Genomic DNA, 22471 nt, shown 5'->3' with positions numbered 1-22471 from the left:
GCTCGCACGACGAAGTGACACAGAACGTATGTCCTCGCCCGCCCCCACACCCGCTGGCCTGCACCGACACCGACCCCCATGCCCCTCCGACTCCGCGGGACCTCCGCCCGACCTTTACGGAACCGGTGCTTCCGCTAAGAGTCGTGGATGAGGACGGTGGAAGGTCGGGGGTGCGCTGAATGCGAGCCATGCGAGACATGGAGCCATATGAGGCATGTGGAGTCACATGGAGGCTGCGGGGCCTGCGGGGCCTGCGGGGGCTGTGTCAGCGGGCGGCCGGGCGCAGATCGGGCAGCAGTGGCACGAGCCGGTCCCACCGCTCGATCTCACAGCCGTTGCTGCGGTAGTACGTGGCGTCGACCGGCCGTCCGGCCCAGCGTCCGGTGACATGGGCGGTGGCCGGCCCGCCGTACCGCATCGTGCAGACCCCGCCGCCCGGCACGGGCGCGAAGGCGTCCCGGCCCCACCGGGTGTTCCGGTCAACGGCCCGACAGGCGCTTCCCACGTCCGGGTGACTGCCACGGCCCGGGTGGCAGTACACCTCGAACGTCCCGTCCGCCCGCCCGCCGGCGTGCCGCACGGTGACCGTGAGGTGATCGCCGACGACCCGGTCCTCGTCCCGGACGGGCGGCGGCGCGAGCGAGACGCCGTCGGTGAGGACGCCGGTGGTCCCGGCGTACGCGACGGTTACGGGGCCCGCGGCGCACGAGGCGACCACGGCGGCGCAGACGGCGGAGGCGGTGACGGCGAGCCGTCGAAGCGGGGTGACCTGGAACATGACCGGACTAACGCCGCGCCGCCGACGACGTTGCGCCCGAAGAACGCCTTTGCCCTGCGGCCCGACTCCCTAGTACCGTGGACGCCGATTGGTGACACGACGCTTGGCTGTGTCATCATCTGCACGCACCACTCGCACACACGTGAGTGGCTGTGCTGGAGGCGTCGCCTAGTCCGGTCTATGGCGCCGCACTGCTAATGCGGTTTGGGACTTCAATCCCATCGAGGGTTCAAATCCCTCCGCCTCCGCGCGATCACCGAAGCCCCGGTCCGACCGACCGGGGCTTCGTCGTTTCCCCCACCCCTCCACGAGGCCTCCCGGAGCCGTTTCCGCAGGTCACAACGGGTACGGCAAACGGATTTCACATGACGGCGGCAGTCATGTAATGTTCTTCCTGTCGCCGCGAGCGGGCCAGAAGGGCCGGGAGCGAAGACAGAAAAACCGAATAAACAAGCACTCGTAGCTTAACGGATAGAGCATCTGACTACGGATCAGAAGGTTGCAGGTTCGAATCCTGCCGAGTGCACAGCAGACCAGAGGCCCCGCCGGTGAATCCGGCGGGGCCTCTGACGTCAACGGTGATGTCAACGCCTCCGGAAGAGGCCCCGGAAGGACTGTTCAGCCGCCGAGGATGCCGTTGGGCAAAAGCGTGCCGAGGGCGTTACCGCTCAAGATGCCCGACAGGATGTTGTTGACCTGCGGGATCAGGCTCCCAAGGGCCGGAGCCTCGGCAGCTTGGGCGCCGGCGACGCCGACGATCAGGAGTCCCGCTGTAAGAACGGCGACTGTCGTTGTGCGTACCGCGGTCCGCCGAGCGACGGTGGGGATGGTCATCTTTCCTCCACGTTGTTACAGGTTGCGGGCGACGTCCGCCCGACCTGATCAACCTGACAACTGTGTTGCGCGCCATGGGTTACTCCGGGCTCCGGCCCGACTCTCGGGTACCGGTTCAGGCGCACCCCTGCGGCCCGCTGATAACCGAGTGGCTCTCAGCGCGGTGAGGGGCAAGGTCCGTAGACAGGTCATCGCGTTGCCGGCGACTCAGCCCGTTCGAGGGTATGGCGCGTAGTAGGAAATGCGAATAAAAGTATTTACGCAGCATTGTGCGCTGTTTGTGTGAGCGGTAATTTCCCCCTGTCTCGTTGATGCCGGAGCAAGGATATTTCTGCTTAATATGCGGCAGCAGTGAAAAGGCTTCCCGGGTGATCGGTAGGGCCCGGTATGCCACGGCCCCCCACAGGAAATGGCCTTTTTATGAAGCTGAAAATCCCTCAAGGAGCTGCCCGCCGCACTCTGTTCGGCGTGCTGGCCTCCGCCCTCGCGGCGACGGTTTCCGCTGCGATGGTCTTCCTGACGCCGACGACGGCGTCGGCCATCGCATTGCCCGTACCTCTGGGCACAGCCGCCAGTTACTCCGTTCTGGCGGGTCAGGGAGTCACCAATACCGGTAACTCGGTGCTCGCCCACGACCTCGGGACGCACCCGAATGGGGCGATCACCGGATTCCCACCCGGCCTGGTGGGAGGCGCCATCCACCCTGCGGACGCTGCGGCCCTCCAGGCCAAGGCCGACCTGCTCGTGGCGTACAACAACGCCGCCGGCCAGGCCGTGGACTTCGCGCTTCCGGCGGGAATCGGCGGAGGACCGGCGCTGCTTCCCGGCGTTTACCACGCCACAGCGGGTGTCGGCATCACCGGCGACCTGGTCCTGGACGGTCAGGGCAGCTCCGACGCGGTCTGGGTGTTCCAGATTCCTGAATCCCTGACAACGGCGACCTCCAGCCGGATTCTCCTCACCAACGGCGCTTCGGCGTGCAACGTGTTCTGGCAGATCGGCGAAGACGCGTCGCTCGGCGTCACCACCAGCTTCGTGGGCACCCTCATGGCCGAGAACGCGATCACCGTGAACCAGGGAACGAACGTCGAGGGCCGGTTGCTGGCCTCAGTGGCTTCTGTGACCCTCAACAACAACAGGATCTTCCTCGGTCCGTGCGCGGCCTCCACCGCTGGTGGAGCGACGGCGGGAGCGACCACCGGCACCACCACCGGTACGACCACCGGTACGACCACCGGTACGACCACCGGTACGACCACCAGTGGGGGCCTCCTCGGCGGCGGCCTCGTCACGGGTGGCGTCCTGGGCGGACCCATTGTCGGAACCGGCGGCACCTCGGGCATCACCGCCGGTAACTCGTCTGGAAACACCGCGGGCAACACCGCCGGGAACAACGCGGGCAACACCGCCGGGAACACCACCGGCGGGAACAACGCGGGCAACAGCGCCGGGAACACCACCGGCGGAAACGGCCCCGGCGGAAACGGCCCCGGCGGGAACGACCACGCGCCGGGCGGACCGGGCGGACCGGGCCACGGTGGCAACGGTGGCAACGGAAGGCCGGATCACGGCGGCAAGCTCGACCTCGGGCAGTACATCCACCCCGGTCAGCCCGACCACGGCAAGTACGACCAGGGCCGGGAAGACCACGGCAAGTACGAGCACGGTCAGGACGATCACGGCAAGTACGACCACGGCCAGGATGATCACGGCAAGCAGTCCGACGAGAACTTCGGCTACGACGACGTGCCCAAGGGCCACGAGGGCCACGAGGGCGACGACCACGCCAAGGACTACGAGGGCTAGGCAGCGCACTGTGATCAGCCCGCTCACCGGATGACGGCGCGCGGCGGAACTCTCATCGAGTCCGCCGCGCGCCGTCGGTGGCAGCCGACGCAGAAAGCAGATGCGAGCAGCTGAAATGAGAAAGACAGGGTACGCGGTGTCGAGCGGAATTGACTCAGCGGATGCGAAGGAAGTTCAGCACTCCGAATCAGGCCCGGTCGGGCAGGAATGTCCTGACGCCACGGTCGCGCCGCCCAAGTTGCCGCGAGGTGCCCGTGCGCTGAAATCCGGACTGTGCACCACCGTTGTCCTGTGCCTGGCGGTGAGTGTCGTCCACGTGATTCTGATGTTTCTCCACGTGGCACCGGCCAACACCGTCTCCAAGCGATACAGCCCGCTGATCAATGCCTGGGTGTACCCCTTCTTCGAGCAGAATTGGCGGCTTTTCGCTCCGGACCCCGAATCCGTCAACCGGCAGATTCTGGCGAGAACCGCGCACACCGGTTCCGACGGATCGGTTCAGGTGAGTCCCTGGTTCGACCTGACCTCCGTGGACCGTTCCGCAGTCGTGCATGATCCGTTCCCGAGCCACACGGCACAGAACATGTTGCGCCGCGCCTGGGCCGGTTACGTCGACTCGCACGGAGGGGACGACAAGGCGCGCACCGAACGCGCCCTGATGATGCAGAAGTACCTGCGCAACATCGCCGCGGACCGCGCCGCCGCCCGCAACGGCGGCACCTTCGACTTCATCCAGCTCCGCGTCGTCACACTGCCCGTCCCCGCGCCCGGCCCCGCCGCCGGCGATCGCCCGCCGACGCCGGTCGACAACCGGCTCCTGCCCTGGTGGAAGGTGACCCGCCATGGAAACTGAGACGCAGAGGACCGCGTTCGCCGGCGCCGGCCGGTGGATCGCCGACCGGATCACCGCCGTGTGGGACCTCCTGACCGGCCGCCCGGTGTCTTTGTACGCGGCGTCGGTGCTGCGCATCGGCTACGGACTGCTCTACCTGATCTTTCTGCTGCGCGAGTTCCCACACCGTGACGAGATCTGGGGTCCGGGTTCCGCGTGGACGCCCGCCCTGGCACACCAGCTCTTCGAGCAGACGGGCTGGTTGAGCGTCCTGGCCCTGTCCGACAGCCGCGCCTACTTCGAGCTCTGCTATGTGCTGGCGCTGGTCACGGCCGCACTGTTCATGCTGGGCTGGCGGACCCGTGTCCTGTCGGTCCTCTTCGCCGTCGTGGTGACCTCGTTCCACGGCCGGGCGATCTTCATGACGGACGGGGGCGACAACCTGGTCCTGCTGATGTCCCTCTACCTCGCCCTCACCGCGTGCGGCCGACGCTGGTCCCTGGACGCGCGCAGAAACAGGCTGAAGGCGGTCGATGCGGGCACCGCGTCGCAGCCGGCCGGGAGTCTCACGCGGCAACTCCTTGATGCCCGGACCACTTTGATCACGGTGGCGCACAACTGCGGCATGTTCGTGATCGCGGTGCAGGTCTGTCTTCTCTACGGATCAGCCGGCCTGTACAAGGTGCAGGGAGCTTTCTGGGGCGGCGGCACCGCGCTCCACTACGTCCTGAACCTCGAACTGTTCCAGCCCTGGCCCGCCCTCTCCCACTTCGTGGACGAGCACACGATCGTGGTCGCCGTCGTCGGCTACATGACCGTGCTCTTGCAGGTGGCCTTCCCGTTCGTGCTCTTCGGCAGGCTCAAGTACCCCGTCCTCGCCATGCTGCTGGGTATGCACATCGGCATCGCCGTGCTGATGGGGCTGCCCCTCTTCTCCGGCGCGATGATCGTCGCGGACGCCGTGTTCCTTCCCGACCGCTTCTACACCTTCCTGCCTCATCTCTGCCGACGAGCGGCGCAGCGGACGGACAGCGGACGGCCGGCGCCCGGAGCAGCGGCAGGCCCCGGAGCCGTACCTGCGCAAGGCGGGCCCGGCGGCGTACCCGGCTCGAAGCATCGAGTCGCGCTCCCGGCCGGACGGAAAGACACCATGCCCGCCGCCGAGCCCGCGTCCCCCAGGCCTCCCTCGACAACGGCTGACTGACCCTGCCACGGCGACAGGGCACGCGTCGCCACCGTCAGTCGCTATCGGCTACTTCGGCCGGGTCATTGACGGCATGGCCCCGGACAGCCGTTTGGCTTGGGCGTGCCACTTGTTACACCGACACTGCTCCGTCGCAGGTCAGCCACGGAGCAAGCCGCAGATGCGCTTGGCTTCCCGAGCTCAGGGCCAACGGCGGGGCAAGCGCTGCCACTAGCCTGGGCCTGTGGTGATGGATCAAGGGGCAGCCGGGGCCCTTCAGGTGAAGTGGGAACTCGTGGGGCATGGTTGGGCGACATGCCGGCTGGTCGATGACTCTCGGACGGCTTCAGTGACCGCCAGTTACTGCACTGACGCGTTGGCGGATCTCGTGGCAGGCACGGGGGAGCTGTACGGGCAGCAGCGCTCGGCCCGGTTCTTCTTCGACGCCGAGCCCCAGGAGTTTCGCTGGGTGCTCCGCACGACGGATGACGCGATCAACGTGACTCTCTACGAGTTTCCCGACGTCGCCGTCAGCCCCGACTGTCCGGACTCCGACGGCACGGTCATGTGGCAGTCGACCCATCCGCGTCCGGTGTTCGCTCACGCTGTGTGGGATGCCGCCGACACCGTACTCAGGGAGCATGGCGAGGCCGGCTATCGCGCCAAGTGGGCGATGCATCCGTACCCCTTCGGACTGGTCCAGGACCTCCGCAGGCTGCATATGCGGGACGACGTCTGCGACCTGCCCCACGACCTGCCATGCCCGTAGACGGTCAGCTGGTGCGAGTGGCGGCAAGCCGCGTTCTCCAGACGTGTCGGGTGTTCGGGACCTCCGGGTGGTCCAGGAGCCAGAGAACATGGCCCGCGTGGAGCTGTGCCCATGAGTTCCCCGAGTCATGGGCCCTGTGGAGCCTGCCGCGCAGTTCGTCTCCGTCTATCGCCCGGGCCACACGTACGTACTCACGGTCCTTGCACCGATAGGGGCGTTGGACGGCGAGGTCGACCAGATCGACGAGTTTGGTTCTCACCTGGTCGTCGTGGTCGGCCGTGGCCAGCTGCCTGATCAGGTACTGCTTCGTACCCCACGCCTTCGCGTGCTGTGTCCACTCCTGTGGATACCGGGCCTCCCATTCCAGGAACAGCAGGGCGAAGGGCAGCCCCGCCCATGTGTTGATCTCCCCGGAGGCAGGCCTGCCGCACAGGGCTTCGGGCAGGCAGCGACTCGCGGCCTCGTCGTAGGCCTTCTGGGCGGCTGCCCGGTCCCGTGCCTTGAACCTCAGCCGAGGGGTCGGCAGCCAAGCCTTCTTGATCCGGAGAAGAGCAGACTCGACCTCTCCTTGGGCACTGGTCAGTCGCTCAAGGGCAGCGGCACGTTCGGCAGGGGTCGGCGCTATCAAGCCGTACGCCCACGCCAAACGCTCGGTCCACCCGTGGTCGTCGTCGACGCCCGAGCCTGCCATCTCTGTCACGCCACAGATCATCGCCTGATCGGCATGCCGGCGCGATCCCTATATAGATGCGGGGTCTCCAGCCGACCCGATCCCGTACCGCGCCCTCGGGCAGCCGCAGGAGGTGCCGCTGGCCAACAGGGCGAGAACTGCGGCAAGTTATCCGTCAGGATGTGAACCGATCCCGTCGCCTTCTGCGTGTATCTGATAGCGGTGCCGGGGCGGGCGGGCTCGCTGTCGAGCGCTGTGTGCGGGGGCACTGGGGTATGGGGATACGGGACAGCTACGCGGGGGCACCATCGGTGATCGCCCCTGCCGCCGCACGAGGAGAGGGAGAGCCGCGCGGATGCATGACAAGGAGGCCGTAGAGGTGCCACCGGACCAGGAGCGTAGGGTCGCGGGCCGCTATCGGCTGCTGTCGCGCCTCGGCGAGGGCGGCATGGGAACGGTGTGGAGTGCGCGCGACGAGACACTGCACCGCGATGTCGCCGTCAAGGAGGTGCGGGCCCCGGCCGGGCTGTCTGCCGCGCACATCGAGAGGATGTACACCCGGCTCGAACGTGAGGCCTGGGCCGCCGCCCGCATCCCCAGCCGCAACGTGGTGACCGTCTACGACGTGGCCACCGACGACGGCCGCCCCTGGATCGTCATGGAACTCGTGCGCGGACGCTCACTGGGAGACCTGCTGCGCGCCGAGGGACCGCTGGACCCGAGGCGGGCGGCGCAGATCGGCGTCGAGGTCCTGTCCGCCCTCCGCGCCGCGCACGCCGAGGGGGTGCTGCACCGCGATGTGAAGCCCGCCAACGTGCTGCTCGGCACGGACGGCAGCGTCGTGCTCACCGACTTCGGCATCGCCATGGTCGAGGGCGACTCCTCACTCACCATGACCGGCGAGGTCGTGGGCTCCCCCGAGTACCTTCCGCCGGAGCGGGCCCTCGGCCGCACTCCCGGTCCCGAGTCCGACCTGTGGTCGCTCGGCGTTCTGCTGTACGCGGCCGTGGAGGGCCTCTCCCCCTTCCGCCAGGACACTCCGCTCAGCACCCTGCGCGCGATCGTCGACGACGAGCCCCCGGCACCGCGCCGGTGCGGCCCGCTCGCTCCCGTCATCGAGGGGCTTCTGCGCAAGGTGCCCACCGAGCGCATGACCGCGGAGCAGGCCGAGCGGCACCTGCGGTCGATCGCGGCGGGCGATACGGCCGCGGCAGGCGATACGGCCGCGACGGCTACGGCAGCTACGGCGGTCTCGAAGCCCCCGACGGCTCCGACGGCCGCCGAGGATGCGCCCACGAGCGCCGCCTTGGATGCGCCCACGGCCGTCGACGCCCTGGAGGCCCCCACGGCCGGTGACGCTCCCACGGTCGGCGAACCCCTCACGGTCGGCGACGCTCCCACGGCCGGTGACGTACCGACCGTCGGCGTCGTACCGACCGTCGATGACACACCGACACCAACGGCGACACCGACACCAACGGCGACATCGGCACCGACGGCGACACCGACACTGACGGCGCACGCCCTGACCGTGACATCGCTCGCCCAGCCCGCCCACTCCCCTCAGCCCGCCCACTCCCCTCAGCCCTCTCAGCCCACCCAACCCGTACCCACACCCCCCGTGGCCGTCCCGGTCGGCGTCTTCGGGCCGCCCATCGGTTTCGAGCCGCCGGTTGCCGACGTCCCGCGCCGTGGTCGACGCACCGCGGCCGTGATCGCGGGCGCGGTCGCGTGTGTCCTGCTCATCGCCGGGCTGAGCTACGCGCTGGTCAGCCGCGGCCAGGACGACGAAGGGGACGACAAGGCCGCGGGCGCGGGCAGTTCGTCGCCGAGTCAGACCCAGCAGGACACCACGCAGAAGGTCCGGGTGACCGTGACCGGCGTCAACACGACCTACGTCGGAGCCTGTTCGCCGCCGGCCGACCAGGCCCCCACCTTCACGGCGACGTTCGCCGTGGACGAGGCGCCGGCCAAGATCACCTATCGATGGGTGTCCAAGGACGGTTCGGTGGTCGATCACGAGTGGCGTTCCGTCACGTTCCCGAGTGGCGGGGACCGTACGGGCCAGGACACCGTGCGGTTGACGGCGTACTCCAAGGCCGGAACCTTCACCAGTGAGATCGGTGTGGAGGTCAAGGGCCCCCTGGGGACGACCTCGAACACCGTGCCCTTCTCGGTGACGTGCGAGTAGCCCCTCGTCGATTTCGATCGCCATGGAATTTCGGTTGCCGTTGAAAAGGAGAACGCAGGTGCCGTCGGTCATCGTGGGACGTACGGGTCCCTTCACTGGTCAGAGTGTGGTTCTGGACGGCACACCGCTGACGCTCGGTCGCAAGGGCGACAACAGCATCGTGCTCGTGAGCGCCAACGCCTCGCGTCTGCACGCCGAGATCGTCACGGAGGACGCCGGGTTCGTCCTGTACGACCGGGACAGCCGCAACGGCACGTACGTCAACGACGAACGCATCACGCGGCACGTGCTGCGCCCCAACGACTGCATCCGAATAGGCGACGAGACCTTCCTCTACGAGGCGCAGGAAGCGATGGAGACGGTCATGGACCTCTCCCTGCTCAACTCGCCGCGCGTCGACCCGAACGCCGACCGCGGCACCCTGCGCGTCACGGTCACCGGCGGCGGGCCGGTCGGCCTCGCCTTCGCCCTGGCGCTGGACGAGCAACTCCCGGGACGTGCGCAGATCACCGTGTACGACGCCCGGTGGCGCAAGGAAGGCTCCGCCGTCGTCTGGAAGGACGAGCGGCACGGCAACGTGCGGCGTCAGCAGGTCGTGACCGTTCAGAGCCGGCAGTACCTGGCGCTGTCCGAGGAGGTCCGCTCGGCGCTGTTCGACGACGCGGACGGCTACTCGGAGATGTGGCCCGTCGGGCCGGACTCCGTGGACGGCCGTCCGCCGCGCAACATCCGCATCGCGCGTGTCGAGGACCAGCTGCTGGAACTGGCCAACAAGCGTGCGGCCATCAGGCTCGTCCCCAAGCGTTTCGACGTGGAGGAGCAGCAGAACCGGATCGCTCAGGACCATGTCCTCGTCATCGCGGAGGGCGGACGTTCCCGCACCCGCGAGCACTACGCCGACCGCTTCGGGGCGGCCGACGCCTCGATCTACTCCCTCGACGGCGAGCACCTGCGGGACGTCGTACTGGGGCTGCGGGTGAAGTCGACGCTGTCGGACCCGATGAGCGTCCTGCTCACCGTGTCCCAGAACCGTTTCCTGCTCAACTCGCTGCGCGGCGAGGGCTTTTTGAACATGCGGCTCACCCGCGAGGAGGCCGAGGACGTGATCGGCATCGATCCGGTCCGCAAGGTCTTCGAGGAGTGCATCGCCGCCCGCCCCTGTGTCATGACCCGGGGTGAGCACAACGAGTTCGTCTGTCCCACGCACGGCACGCTGTTCCTGCCGGCCCTGCTGCAGGGCTCGCCGCTGTGGAAGCGGATCCAGGAGGGGCTGAAGCTGTTCGGGGTGCCCGAGGAGGACCTGTCGGCGGTCACCTCGTTCCGGCTGGACATGGTGCAGCGCCCGCGCTTCTCGGCCCAGCTCAGCCGGCCCACCGCGAAGACCCCGGGGACCTTCGGCTTCCTGCTGGGCGATGCGGCGAACGCCATCCACTTCTGGCCCGGCCGAGGCCTCAACAGCGGTCTGGCGTCGGCCACTTCGCTCGCCCGCTCGCTCAGCCGCGTCTGGCAGGGCCGACCGCTGCGCGACGCCGACTTCATCCGGCACGAGGCGGCGATGTCGATGCTCCAGTACCGGCACAAGTCCCGGGCCTGGAACGCGATGGTGGCCACCGACGACGAGGGCATCACCCGCGCCATCAAGGACATCGTCGCCCGCAGCATGGATCCGGACGACGGCTCCGCGGCCCGCCGCTCCGATCTCGACCTGCTGCTCGACCGTATGAGCGCCATCCGCGAGCGCCTGTCGTCCCGCCTCCCGGGCATGCCGACCGACGACGAACTGCGCGCCCAGCTCGCCACGCTCGCGCCGGAGACGCTGCGCACGCTTCAGGAGAGCGGGGCGTGGGACACCCTGATCGTCAGCGGTGAGGAGGCCGACATCGACATCTTCTACCAGTCGGAAGTCCCCGTCTTCGTGCCCCGGCCTGCCGACCCCCGCACCGACCCCCGCGCCGACCTTCCGGCGAACGTGCCGCAGGAGGCCATGTTCCTCAACCCCCACAACGCGGGCCCGGCCGTCGCACCGTCGTAGGCTCCGCTCGTCGATCTTCAAGCTCTCGGCGTCGGCCTTGCTGAAGACTGCCGGCATGGAGTTCTTCTGCTGTCACCGATCCCGGACGGTGTCTCCCCGGCTCATTCCGCCGTGTCCTCCCGTAGCCGGAGTTCCTCGCGGTAGGCGTTCGCGAGTGTCGTCGCGCGGGTGAACCAGTCCGTGAGGACGGCGATCTCGTCCGGCGAGTAGTCGGCGAAGAGGGCGTCGAGGCGGGCGTAGTGCGGCTCGTAGAGGGCGTAGACCCGGGCCACCGCGGAGGGGACCGCCGCCACACGGACTCGGCGGCGGTCCTGGGGATCGGGGCGGCGGGAGACATAGCCGGCGCGTTCCAGACGGTTGAGGATGCCGGTCACCGCGCCCGTCGTGACATGGACGCGGGACGCGAGGTCGCCGGCGGTGAGGAGGTCCTCGCCGGCCTGGATGACGTAGGCGAAGCAGGTCAGGTCGGTGACGTTCAGGCCCAGGCGCTGGGCCATCTCCTGTTGGCCGACCATGCTGGCCGCGATGAGGTCGTCCATCGCCGAGAGCGCTTGTGCGGGGGTGGCGGCGGGGCGGGGCGGGAAGGGTGGTGGGGCGGGGGTCATCGCGGGGCCGGGTCCTCTCCGGTGCGTTGGTGCTGGGTCCTTGTTATCTGCTTTCCACTTGTCTTACCTTGTAAGAAGTTTTTGTCTCTAACTTCTTAGGTGGTGAGAGATTCTGTGGCTGGGCATCTGTACGACGAAGGGCACACGATCGCCGGGTGGAGCGGGGTGGCCGTCGCGACCGTCGGGGTCTCCCTGATGGGCGTGGGGGTGTGCGCCGTCTCCGTGCCCGCGCTGGTCGGCGGGGGCGTCGTCGCCGCGCTGGGCGCGCTGCTCACCTGGGGGCTGCATCTTGCCGGGTGGGGCAAGCCGCCGGGGGTGCGGCCGCGGGCGGAGTGGGGCATGCGGGTGCGGGATCCCGGGGCCCGGGCGGGGCATTCGGGGTGCGTGGCGTGCCGACTCGCGGGGCGCGGGCGGACGGCCGGGACCGCGTTGTCAGTGCCGGGGCCTACCGTTGCGGGTGATGGCACAGGCATGGAAGTGCGCGGGGCTGCGGTGGTCGGCGGAGAGCCCCGTGCTGATGTGGGACGGGGGGCGTCGTAGCCCGCTGGCCTGGGGGAAGCAGGTCTCCTTCCAGGTGGCGGTGGGGAGTGTGCGGAGTTGCGTCGGGGCCCGGGGGCATGCCTGTCCCCGGGGGACGGGGGTCTCCGGGAGGAGTACCGGGGCCCGGTGCGAGGAGTGCGCGCGGCTGGACCGGGCGCACTCCGTCGCGGCGGACGGGATCGCCGACGATCCGCGGCCGTACCGCGTGTATCTCGCCTGGTTCGGGCCCGGACTCGTCAAGGTCGGGATCACGAGGGTCGAGCGCGGGTCGGTGCGGCTGCTGGAGCAGGGCGCGGTCTCTTTCAGCTGGCTCGGCGCGGGGCCGCTGATGGCCGCCCGGCGCACCGAGGAGCTGCTGCGGGCCGCGCTGCGGGTGCCGGACCGGATTCCGTACGCCGAGAAGCGGGCGGTGCGGGCCGCGTTGCCGGGAACGGAGGAGGAACGGGCCGGTGAGATACGTGAGGTGTACGGACGGGCCGTGGAACTGGGCGGCTGGCCGGAGTCGTTGGAGCGTGCTCCCTTCCAATCCGTCGATCATGTGCGGGCGTTCGGGCTCACGGCAGCCCCGGCCGCCCTCGGGGAGGTGCGCGAGCTCGTCCCCGGCGGCTCGTTGAGCGGGCGGTTGGTCGCGGCCGCCGGGCCCGATCTCCATCTGGCCACCGCGGAAGGGGTGTTCGTGCTGGACACGCGACTGATGCGGGGGTGGGAGCTGGGCCCGGTGGCGGCGGACGCCGACGAAGGCGCCGTCCGCCTTCCCGTCCGCCGTTTCAAAGGCGACGACCATCGGCAGGACGGCCTGTTCTGAGCGGTCGGGCGGGTGCCGCTTCCTGTGCATCGCCCAGGTGGATCACAGGCGTCGTTCGAACGGTCGGCCCATGTGGTTTTCAGACAGGGGCGTCCGCGAGGGCGCAGAAGGTGAAATCTTCGGGCATGTCGCCCGGCGTTGTCGGGGCGGCGCAAGGAGTACCCAGGCGTTGCCTGAGAGGCGCCTGTGCGTTTCTTAGGGAAATCACAGATTAGGGAAAGGGTGTTCTCAGGGGACCCCGACAAGGTGTCCACCATGACCACGACCTCGCCCCAGGGGCGCACCGAACTGCTGAGGCCGGACGGGAGCCCCGTCCGAGTGCTTGTGGTGGACGACGAGCTGTCGATCACCGAACTGCTGTCCATGGCCCTGCGCTATGAGGGATGGCAGATCCGTAGTGCCGGAGACGGCACGGGTGCCATCCAGACGGCGCGGGAGTTCCGTCCCGACGCCGTCGTCCTCGACATGATGCTGCCGGACATGGACGGGCTGACCGTCCTGGGGCGGATGCGCCGTGAGCTGCCGGACGTGCCGGTGCTCTTCCTGACGGCCAAGGACGCGGTCGAGGACCGTATCGCCGGACTCACCGCCGGCGGCGACGACTACGTCACCAAGCCGTTCAGCCTCGAAGAGGTCGTGGCCCGGCTGCGTGGGCTCATCCGGCGCTCCGGCGCCGCCGACCGACGCTCCGACTCCGTGCTCGTCGTCGGGGACCTCACCCTCGACGAGGACAGCCACGAGGTCTCGCGGGCCGGGGACAACATCCATCTGACCGCCACCGAGTTCGAGCTGCTGCGCTTCCTGATGCGCAACCCGCGGCGCGTGCTGAGCAAGGCGCAGATACTCGACCGCGTGTGGTCGTACGACTTCGGCGGCCAGGCCAACGTCGTCGAGCTCTACATCTCCTACCTGCGTCGCAAGATAGACGCCGGTCGCGAGCCGATGATCCACACCCGGCGTGGCGCCGGGTACCTGATCAAGCCCGCCGCGTCATGAGCGGGCGACGACGGCCGCGTCCGCAGAAGCGACGAGCGGGACAGCCGCGCACCCTGCGGACGCGACTCGTCGTCGTGTCCGTGACCCTCATCGCCGTGGTCTGCGCGGTGATCGGCACGGTGACCACCCTGGTGCTGCGCGATCACCTGTACGGGCAGCTGAACGGCTCCCTGAAGGAGGTCGCGGCGCGCGCTTCGGGTGGGCCCGTCGGAGGGCCCGGCGGCAAGGACGGCAGCGACCCCAAGAGCGACGAACTCGACCAGCAGACGACCGAGATCGACAAGTTCGTCACCCAGGGTCCGCAGCCCGGCGGCAGCACGCTCGCAGCGAAGGTCGAGAACGGCTCCATCACCAGCGCCGTGGTCGGCGAGAAGAAGAACGACGACAACAACATCCCGCAGATGAACGCGGACCCCCTCTCCGAGGCCGCGATCAGGGCGCTCGGCTCGGTCGCGCAGGACGGGAAGCAGCACACCGTCGACATCCCCGGTCTCGGCACGTACCGGGTCCAGTACGTCGACGGCAACAAGGGCACCTACTACGTAGGGCTCCCCACCTCCGACGTCGACGGCACCATCAGTACCTTGATCCTGGTCGAGGTCAGCCTCACCGTCTCCGGCCTGATCGCCGCCACTCTTGCCGGCACCGTCATGGTCAGTGTCGCCACCCGCCCCCTCCGCAAGGTCGCCGCCACCGCCACCCGGGTCTCCGAGCTTCCCCTGCACACCGGCGAGGTGAACCTCAGCGAGCGGGTGCCGGAGTCCGAGACCGATCCGCACACCGAGGTCGGACAGGTCGGCGCCGCGCTCAACCGGATGCTGAACCACGTCCACGGCGCGCTGCACGCCCGCCAGGAGAGCGAGATGCGGGTCCGCCAGTTCGTCGCGGACGCCAGTCACGAGCTCCGCACCCCCCTCGCCTCCATCCGCGGCTACGCCGAGCTGACCCGGCGTGGACGCGAGGAGGTCGGACCCGACACCAAGCACGCGCTGGGCCGGATCGAGTCCGAGGCCAGCCGGATGACCCTCCTCGTCGAGGACCTCCTGCTGCTCGCCCGCCTCGACGCCGGACGGCCGCTGCAGTTCGAGCAGACCGACCTCGTCCCGCTCGTCATCGACACCATCAGCGACGCCCGCGCCGCCGGACGCGAACACGTCTGGCGCCTCGAACTTCCCGACGAGCCGGCCCTGGTGTCGGCGGACGCGGCCCGGCTGCAGCAGGTGCTGGTCAACCTCCTGGCCAACGCCCGTACGCACACCCCGCCCGGCACGACCGTCACCGCGCGCGTGCAGCGACGTGGGCCGTGGCTCTGCGTGGACGTCCAGGACAACGGTCAGGGCATTCCGTCCGACCTGCTCCCGCATGTCTTCGAACGGTTCGCGCGAGGCGACTCCGCGCGCTCCCGTGCCACCGGCTCCACCGGTCTCGGCCTCGCCATCGTGCAGGCCGTCGCGACCGCGCACGGCGGCGCCGTGACCGTCGACAGCGTGCCCGGACACACCGTGTTCACGGTGCATCTGCCCGCACTCGGCCCCGCTGTGCCCCAGCCGGCTCCCGAAACGAACTGGCAACTGGACTCACAGGTCGAGCACAGTGCCACCACATGGGTGCAACAGGGCGCCTGAGGAAAGTAGGTGGCATGCGAACCGACTCTTCTCCCGGCACCCTGCCGGCGCGGGAGCACCTCCCGGCCGACACAGCCGGTACGCCTGTCCTGGACGTAGTGATCCCCGTCTACAACGAGGAGAAGGACCTCCAGCCCTGTGTCCAGAGACTCCACGACCATCTGACGCGGACGTTCCCGTACTCGTTCCGCATCACGATCGCGGACAACGCGTCGACGGACACCACCCCGCAGGTGGCGCAGCGGCTGGAGGCGCGGATCCCGGAGGTGAAGAACTTCCGGCTCGAGCAGAAGGGCCGCGGCCGTGCGCTGCGGACCGTCTGGTCCGCCTCGGACGCCCCGATCCTCGCGTACATGGACGTGGACCTGTCCACCGATCTCAACGCGCTGCTGCCGCTGGTGGCGCCGCTGATCTCCGGTCACTCCGACCTGGCGATCGGCTCCCGGCTGGCCCGTAGCTCCCGGGTGGTGCGCGGGCCGAAGCGGGAGTTCATCAGCCGCGCCTACAACCTGATCCTGCGCGGCTCGCTCCAGGCGCGTTTCTCGGACGCGCAGTGCGGGTTCAAGGCGATCCGGCGTGACGTCGCACAAGTTCTGCTCCCCCTGGTGGAAGACACCGGCTGGTTCTTCGACACTGAGATGCTGGTGCTCGCCGAACGTGCCGGGCTCCGTATCCACGAGGTGCCGGTCGACTGGGTCGACGACCCGAACTCCACGGTGCACATCGTGAAGACGGCGACCGACGACCTGAAGGGGGTGTGGCGTGTGGGCAAGGCCCTGGCCACCGGTTCGCTGTCGTTGGACCGACTGACCCGACCGTTCGGCGACGACCCGCGCGACCGGGACATCCAGGACGTGCCCAGGGGTCTGGCCAGGCAGCTCGTCGGCTTCTGTGTCGTAGGCGGCCTCTCCACCCTCTTCTACCTCCTTCTCTACAGCGGTTTCCGCCAGTTCAGCGGCTCGCAGGTCGCCAACGCGCTCGCCCTGCTGGTGTCCGCCGTCGCCAACACCGCGGCCAACCGGCGCCTGACCTTCGGGGTGCGGGGCCGCGGCGGGGCCATCAAGCATCAGGCACAGGGCCTGGTCGTCTTCGGCATCGGCCTCGCGCTGACCAGCGGCTCGCTCGTCGCGCTGAACGCGGCGTCCGCCGACCCCGCGCACTCCACCGAGCTGGCGGTCCTGATAGCCGCCAACCTCGCGGCGACGGTGCTGCGCTTCCTCCTCTTCCGCGTCTGGGTGTTCTCCGACCGGCGGGACGACGGCGAGGAGCCGGCAACGACGTCGGCCACGGCCGCCGCTCACCCCCCGGTCCACGCTCCGGCCCACGCTCCGGTCCACCCCGCGGGCCCGTCCCCGGCGACGTACCCGACCGCGTCCTCGCAGGCCGGCGGCCCCTTCGTGCCGCTGCCGCAGCGCCAGGTCTCCCACCACCCCCAGCACGCGCACCACCCGCACCACCCGCACAGCGCCACCCACGCACACGGCGCCACCGACACGACGACTCAGTTCCGCGCCGGCGAAGCCGCGGACGGCACCTGGAGGGACGCCACCATGCAGCTGCAGCCGGTGCGCCCCCACGACACCGACCCGGGGGACGCCCGATGACCACGCACATCGACCAGCCGACGGCCGATCAGCCGACGGCCCACTGGGGGCCGTCGTCCGCGGCGCCCCCGCAGGAACCGCTCGTCCCGGCCCCCGAGTCGGGTGAGCCGAAGCAGCCCCTGCACCGCAGACTGTGGCGCGGCCGCCCCGAGGACCCCCGCTGGGCGCGCCCGGCCTTCCTCGGACTGCTGGCCGTCACCCTCGTCCTCTACCTCTACAACCTGAGCGCCTCCGGCTACGCCAACTCCTTCTACTCCGCGGCCGTCCAGGCCGGCAGCCAGTCCTGGAAGGCCTTCTTCTTCGGCTCGCTGGACGCGGGCAACGCCATCACCGTCGACAAGCCCCCGGCCTCGCTGTGGCCGATGGCGCTGTCGGTGCGGATCTTCGGCCTGAACTCCTGGGCGATCCTCGCCCCCGAGGTGCTGATGGGCGTCGGCACGGTCGCCGTCGTCTACGCCTCCGTGCGCCGCCGGTTCAGCGCCCCCGCCGGTCTGATCGCCGGCGCGGTGCTGGCGCTGACCCCGGTCGCCGCGCTGATGTTCCGGTTCAACAACCCGGACGCGATGCTGGCCCTGCTGATGGCCGTGGCCTGCTACTTCGTGGCCCGCGCGGTGGAGGACGGCCGGACGAAGTGGCTGGTGTGGGCCGGTGTCGCGATCGGCTTCGCGTTCCTCGCCAAGACCCTCCAGGCCTTCCTGATCCTGCCGCCGCTCGCGATCGTCTACGCGGTCTGCGCGCCGGTGAGCGTCAAGAAGCGGTTCGGGCAGCTGGCCATCGCCACCGGCGCGCTGATCGTGTCCGGCGGCTGGTGGGTCGCGATCGTCGAGCTGTGGCCCGCCTCCTCCCGCCCGTACATCGGCGGCTCGCAGAACAACTCCTTCCTGGAGCTGACCTTCGGCTACAACGGTCTCGGCCGCCTCAACGGCGAGGAGACCGGCAGCGTCGGCGGCGGCGGCACCACCGGCCAGTGGGGCGAGACCGGCTGGGACCGGATGTTCAACTCCGAGATCGGCGGCCAGATCTCCTGGCTGCTGCCGGCCGCGCTCGTCCTGCTGGTCGGCGGCCTGGTCGCCACGCGCAAGCTGAAGCGGACGTCGACCACCCGCGGTCTGTTCCTCGTCTGGGGCGGCTCGCTGCTGATCACCATGGTCGTCTTCAGCTACATGGCGGGCATCTTCCACCAGTACTACACGATCGCCCTCGCCCCCTACATGGCGGCCGTGATCGGCATGGGCGCCGGGATCCTGTGGGAGAAGCGGTCCGAGATGTGGGCCTCGCTCACCCTCGCGGCCTCGGTCGTCGCGGCGGCCGCCTGGTCGTACGTCCTGCTCAACCGCACCTCCGACTACCTGCCCTGGCTGAAGTGGCTGGTCCTCATCGGCGGCCTGGCCGCAGCTCTCGGCCTGGTCTTCGCGGGCCGGATCAACCGTCAGCTCGCCCTCGCGGCGGCCTCCGTGGGCCTGGTGGCCGCGCTGGCCGGTCCGACGGCGTACACCATCAGCACGCTGCAGGAGGGCCACACCGGCTCCATCGTGACCGCCGGTCCGGCCGGCGCGAGCATGATGGGCGGCGGCGGCCCGGGCGGTGGCGGCGGTGGCCGGGGCGGCAACGGCGGCGGCCCCGGCGGCCAGAGCCAGCAGAACGGCAACGGCAACACGCAGAACCAGCAGGGCGGCGGCATGGGCGGCTTCCCCGGTGGCGGCATGCCCGGCCAGAACCAGCAGAACGGCAACGGCAACACCAACGGCAACACCCAGAACCAGGGCCAGGGTCAGAACCAGGGCCAGGGCCAGGGTCAGAACCAGCAGGGCGGCATGCCCGGCGGTCAGACCGGTGAGGGCGGCGGCATGGGCGGCGGCGGTGGCGTCGGCGGTCTGCTGAACGGCGCCTCGGTCACCGACGAGGCCAAGAAGCTGCTGGACGCCGACTCCGGCAAGTACACCTGGGCCGCGGCCGCGATCGGCGCCCAGAACGCCGCGAGCTACCAGCTCGCCACGGGTGACGCGGTGATGGCGATCGGCGGCTTCAACGGCACCGATCCCTCGCCGACGCTGGCGCAGTTCAAGCAGTACGTGACCGACGGCAAGATCCACTACTTCATCAGCAGTGGCTCCGGCGGCGGTATGGGCGGCAGCAGCAGCGGTACGTCCTCGCAGATCAGCACCTGGGTCGAGGCCAACTTCAAGAAGGTGACGGTCGGTTCGGCCACCTTCTACGACCTGACGCAGAAGGCGACCAGCTGACCGTAGTGCTCTGAGTAAGGGCGGTGGCCCATTGCCACCGCCCTTACTCGTATCTCTGTTGTACGGCGTATAGGAACTCTTCTACGGTGTACAGCATGTCTATGTCCTCCCAGGGCCATCCCCGACGCTGGCTGATCCTCGCCGTGATCTGCCTCGCGCAGCTCACCGTGCTGCTCGACAACACGATCCTGAACGTCGCGATCCCCTCGCTCACCCGTGAGCTGGGCGCGACCACCTCCGACATCCAGTGGATGATCAACGCGTACTCGCTCGTCCAGTCCGGCCTGCTGCTCACCGCGGGCAGCGCCGCCGACCGCTACGGCCGGAAGAAGCTGCTGGCCACCGGCCTGGCGCTGTTCGGCATCGGCTCAGTGGTGGCCGGACTCGCCACCACCTCCACCCAGCTGATCGCGGCGCGCGCGGGCATGGGGGTCGGCGGCGCGCTGCTGCTCACCACCACCCTCGCCGTGGCGATGCAGATCTTCACGCCCGAGGAGCAGCCGAGGGCGATCGGCATCTGGGCTGCGGTGAACGCGCTCGGCTTCGCCACCGGCCCGCTGATCGGCGGGTTCATGCTGAACCACTTCTGGTGGGGCGCGATCTTCCTGATCAACCTGCCGGTCGCGGCCCTCGCCCTGGCGGCGGTGGCAGCCCTGGTCCCGGAGTCCAAGAACCCGCAAGGAGACCGTCCGGACCTGCTCGGCGCGGTCCTCTCCACCGTCGGCATGGCCTCGCTCGTCTTCGCGATCATCTCCGGCCCGGCGCACGGCTGGACCTCGTCGCGGGTGCTGGTGAGCGCGGCGGTGGCGGTCGTCGTCCTGGCGCTGTTCGCCTACTGGGAGAGCAGGATCCCGTACCCCATGCTCGACCTGGGGTTCTTCCGTGACCGTGGGTTCACCGGCGCGGTCGCCGGGGCGGTCCTGATCACCTTCGGGATGAGCGGCGCGCTGTTCCTGCTCACCCAGCATCTGCAGTTCGTCCTCGGATACGGACCCCTGGAGGCGGGCCTGCGGACGGCGCCGCTCGCGCTGACCGTCGTCCTGCTCAACTTCAGCGGGGTGGCGGCGAAGCTGACGGTGAGGCTGGGGGCGCCGAGGGCGGTCCTGGCGAGCATGGTCGTGATGTCGGGCGGGCTGGTGTCGATCGCGACGACCGGCGAGGCGTACGCCGGGACCGCGGCCGGACTGGTCCTCATCGGCATCGGCTGCGCGGTCGCCAACCCGGCGATGGCCCACGCGATCATGAAGGCGATACCGCCGGCGAAGGCGGGGGTGGGCGCGGGGATCAACGGAACGCTGGCGGAGTTCGGGAACGGGTTGGGAGTGGCGGTGCTGGGAGCGGTGCTCAGTTCGTCCGTCGCATCGGGGAAGTCGCTGTCGACCGCGCTCGGGGTCGGGCAGGCGGTGGGGGCGGTGGCCGTCCTGCTGGGCGGTGTCGTCGCGGCCGGGCTGCTGCGGCGAGCGGACCGCGCAGAGCAGAAGTCGGTGCTGGCCGCCTAGGTCAGGTCCTAGGACAGGTCCCTAGGTCAGGCCCCTAGGCCAGGTCCTAGGACAGATCCTGGGGAAGTCGCAGATCGGAGCGGTCCCGCGCGTCCCGCCGGCGGGACGCCGCATAGCATCTTCCTCAGCGACCAGTAGTTCAGGAAGGTGCCTCGCCATGGCCGAGACCGCCAGGGAAGCCGCGCACCACAGCGTGTGGGTGGAGGGCAGCGCGCGTCGGCGTGGGCGGGGCGCGGGGCAGGTGTCCGGGCTCGACCGGGACCGGATCACCGAGGTCACCGTGCGGCTGCTGGACGCCGAGGGGCTGGCCAGGTTCTCCATGCGGCGGCTGGCGGCCGAGCTCAACGTGACGGCGATGTCCGTGTACTGGTACGTCGACACCAAGGACGACCTCCTCGAACTCGCCCTGGACGCGGTCTTCGGCGAGATGAGCCTGCCCGACCCGGACTCCGGCGAGGACTGGCGCGGCCAACTGCGCACGCTGGCCCGGGAGTACCGCACCCTGCTCGTCCGCCACCCCTGGGTGTCGCCGCTGGCGGGCACCTTCCTCAACCTGGGCCCGAACAACCTGGCCTTCTCCCGGGTCGTCCAGCACCTCATCCGCCGCACCGGGCTGCCCGTCCACGGTCTGGCGGCGGCCACGTCCTCCGTCTTCCAGTTCGTGTACGGCTTCGGCACGATCGAGGGCCACTTCATCGCCCGCGCCAGAGCCGGGGGCATGACCCCGGACGAGTACTTCCGGCACGCCATGAGCACGGTGACGCAGGCCCCGCAGGCCGCCGACATCGTCAAGGAGTCGGAGGACATCATGGCGGCCCGGGGCGGCGGCACGGTCGAGGAGATGTGGGAGCGGGACTTCGACTTCTCCCTCGACCTGGTGATCGCGGGCATCGAGGCGATGGTCGAACGGGGTTGACCCGACGAACCGAACGGACCAGCGGGACGGACGGAGTAGCCGGACGGACCAGCAGGACGGACTACTGGTCGGCGACGAGCCGTGCCGGGAAGCCGCCCGTCGCGACCGGTCCCCACCGCTGCGGGGTGATCCGGATGATCGACTTGCCCTGCTTGAGCATGGCCTGCCGATACTCGTCCCAGTCCGGGTGCTCGCCCGCGATGTTGCGGTAGTACTCCACGAGCGGCTCGACGGAGTCGGGCGCGTCGACGACCTCGGCCGTGCCGTCGATCTGGACCCACGGCCCGTTCCAGTCGTCGCTCAGCACGAGGACGCCGACCCGGTCGTCCCGCTTGGCGTTGCGGGTCTTGGCCCGCTCGGGGTACGTGGAGACGACGATCCGCCCGGAGTCGTCGACCCCGCAGGTCAGCGGCGAGGCCTGGGAGCTGCCGTCGGTCCGCCGGGTCAGCAGGATCGCGCGGTGCCGGGGACGGACGAAGTCCAGCAGCTCGTCCAGGGAGACCTTGGTGTTCGTCGCGATGTTCGGTGCCATGGGGCCAGCCT

General features: G+C 69.5%; 19 protein-coding genes and 2 tRNA genes. 16 read left to right on the top strand and 5 right to left on the bottom strand.

The window, feature by feature from the left end:
• Positions 1-265 precede the first annotated feature (265 nt).
• On the bottom strand, positions 266-778 hold the full coding sequence (locus ABZ725_RS09630) for an SSI family serine proteinase inhibitor (RefSeq protein WP_358802180.1): 513 nt from the start codon (positions 776-778) through the stop codon (positions 266-268).
• 157 nt (positions 779-935) lie between these two features.
• Between ABZ725_RS09630 and ABZ725_RS09625 the strand changes: the two genes are divergently transcribed.
• Together ABZ725_RS09625 and ABZ725_RS09620 are read left to right on the top strand one after the other, a co-directional pair.
• Positions 936-1026, top strand: a tRNA-Ser gene (locus ABZ725_RS09625).
• Positions 1027-1231: 205 nt separating this feature from the next.
• Positions 1232-1304 (top strand) — tRNA-Arg (locus ABZ725_RS09620).
• Between the two features lie 92 nt (positions 1305-1396).
• Here ABZ725_RS09620 and ABZ725_RS09615 read toward each other — a convergent pair.
• Positions 1397-1612: a hypothetical protein gene (locus ABZ725_RS09615; RefSeq protein WP_358802179.1), complete on the bottom strand. Its 216-nt coding sequence runs from the start codon at positions 1610-1612 to the stop codon at positions 1397-1399.
• Positions 1613-2080: 468 nt separating this feature from the next.
• On the opposite strand from ABZ725_RS09615, the gene ABZ725_RS09610 reads away from it, so the two are divergent.
• The 4 genes from ABZ725_RS09610 (at position 2081) to ABZ725_RS09595 (ending at position 6202) form a co-directional block, all read left to right on the top strand.
• Positions 2081-3418: an ice-binding family protein gene (locus ABZ725_RS09610; RefSeq protein WP_358802178.1), complete on the top strand. Its 1338-nt coding sequence runs from the start codon at positions 2081-2083 to the stop codon at positions 3416-3418.
• Positions 3419-3533: 115 nt separating this feature from the next.
• On the top strand, positions 3534-4271 hold the full coding sequence (locus ABZ725_RS09605) for a DUF5819 family protein (protein ID WP_358802177.1): 738 nt from the start codon (positions 3534-3536) through the stop codon (positions 4269-4271).
• Positions 4261-5454 carry an HTTM domain-containing protein gene (locus ABZ725_RS09600; protein ID WP_358802176.1) on the top strand — a complete coding sequence of 398 codons (1194 nt, stop codon included), beginning with the start codon at positions 4261-4263 and terminating at the stop codon, positions 5452-5454. The genes ABZ725_RS09605 and ABZ725_RS09600 overlap by 11 nt, the downstream gene beginning before the upstream one ends.
• Before the next feature lie 355 nt (positions 5455-5809).
• Complete coding sequence (locus tag ABZ725_RS09595; RefSeq protein WP_358802175.1) at positions 5810-6202, top strand: hypothetical protein; 393 nt, start codon at positions 5810-5812, stop codon at positions 6200-6202.
• Positions 6203-6206: 4 nt separating this feature from the next.
• Here ABZ725_RS09595 and ABZ725_RS09590 read toward each other — a convergent pair whose 3' ends face one another.
• The gene (locus ABZ725_RS09590; protein ID WP_358802739.1) at positions 6207-6893 is read right to left on the bottom strand and encodes a hypothetical protein; all 687 of its coding nucleotides are present in this window, start codon (positions 6891-6893) and stop codon (positions 6207-6209) included.
• A gap of 334 nt (positions 6894-7227) precedes the next feature.
• Here ABZ725_RS09590 and ABZ725_RS09585 point away from each other — a divergent pair, with 334 nt between their 5' ends.
• Positions 7228-9063: a serine/threonine-protein kinase gene (locus ABZ725_RS09585; protein WP_358802174.1), complete on the top strand. Its 1836-nt coding sequence runs from the start codon at positions 7228-7230 to the stop codon at positions 9061-9063.
• 58 nt (positions 9064-9121) lie between these two features.
• Positions 9122-11095: an FHA domain-containing protein gene (locus tag ABZ725_RS09580; protein WP_358802173.1), complete on the top strand. Its 1974-nt coding sequence runs from the start codon at positions 9122-9124 to the stop codon at positions 11093-11095.
• A gap of 101 nt (positions 11096-11196) precedes the next feature.
• Here the strand turns inward: ABZ725_RS09580 and ABZ725_RS09575 are convergent, their stop codons facing one another.
• Positions 11197-11700, bottom strand: coding sequence for a MarR family transcriptional regulator (locus ABZ725_RS09575; RefSeq protein WP_358802172.1), 504 nt, complete (start codon positions 11698-11700; stop codon positions 11197-11199).
• 114 nt (positions 11701-11814) lie between these two features.
• Here ABZ725_RS09575 and ABZ725_RS09570 point away from each other — a divergent pair, with 114 nt between their 5' ends.
• The 8 genes from ABZ725_RS09570 (at position 11815) to ABZ725_RS09535 (ending at position 21928) form a co-directional block, all read left to right on the top strand.
• On the top strand, positions 11815-12240 hold the full coding sequence (locus ABZ725_RS09570) for an HGxxPAAW family protein (protein ID WP_358802171.1): 426 nt from the start codon (positions 11815-11817) through the stop codon (positions 12238-12240).
• On the top strand, positions 12161-13045 hold the full coding sequence (locus ABZ725_RS09565) for a DUF2797 domain-containing protein (protein ID WP_358802170.1): 885 nt from the start codon (positions 12161-12163) through the stop codon (positions 13043-13045). Before ABZ725_RS09570 ends, ABZ725_RS09565 begins: the two co-directional genes overlap by 80 nt.
• Before the next feature lie 255 nt (positions 13046-13300).
• Positions 13301-14041 (top strand): response regulator transcription factor, encoded by a 741-nt coding sequence (locus tag ABZ725_RS09560; protein ID WP_351907830.1) that lies wholly within the window; start codon positions 13301-13303, stop codon positions 14039-14041.
• Positions 14038-15666, top strand: coding sequence for a HAMP domain-containing sensor histidine kinase (locus ABZ725_RS09555; RefSeq protein WP_358802169.1), 1629 nt, complete (start codon positions 14038-14040; stop codon positions 15664-15666). The genes ABZ725_RS09560 and ABZ725_RS09555 overlap by 4 nt, the downstream gene beginning before the upstream one ends.
• 14 nt (positions 15667-15680) lie before the next feature.
• Positions 15681-17270, top strand: coding sequence for a bifunctional glycosyltransferase family 2/GtrA family protein (locus ABZ725_RS09550; protein ID WP_358802168.1), 1590 nt, complete (start codon positions 15681-15683; stop codon positions 17268-17270).
• Positions 17267-19513, top strand: coding sequence for a glycosyltransferase family 39 protein (locus tag ABZ725_RS09545; protein ID WP_358802167.1), 2247 nt, complete (start codon positions 17267-17269; stop codon positions 19511-19513). Before ABZ725_RS09550 ends, ABZ725_RS09545 begins: the two co-directional genes overlap by 4 nt.
• Positions 19514-19614: 101 nt before the next feature.
• Positions 19615-21012 carry an MFS transporter gene (locus ABZ725_RS09540; protein ID WP_358802738.1) on the top strand — a complete coding sequence of 466 codons (1398 nt, stop codon included), beginning with the start codon at positions 19615-19617 and terminating at the stop codon, positions 21010-21012.
• 157 nt (positions 21013-21169) lie between these two features.
• Entirely contained in the window at positions 21170-21928 is a 759-nt protein-coding gene (locus ABZ725_RS09535) for a TetR/AcrR family transcriptional regulator (protein WP_358802166.1), read from the top strand.
• 61 nt (positions 21929-21989) lie between these two features.
• On the opposite strand, the gene ABZ725_RS09530 is transcribed toward ABZ725_RS09535, so the two are convergent.
• Positions 21990-22460, bottom strand: coding sequence for a PPOX class F420-dependent oxidoreductase (locus ABZ725_RS09530; RefSeq protein ID WP_351907840.1), 471 nt, complete (start codon positions 22458-22460; stop codon positions 21990-21992).
• Positions 22461-22471 lie beyond the last annotated feature (11 nt).

The organism is Streptomyces sp. NPDC006872 (assembly GCF_040635845.1).
Classification (GTDB): Bacteria; Actinomycetota; Actinomycetes; order Streptomycetales; family Streptomycetaceae; genus Streptomyces.
Note: the sequence above shows the minus strand (reverse complement) of the source record. Positions and strands in the feature narration are given on the sequence as shown.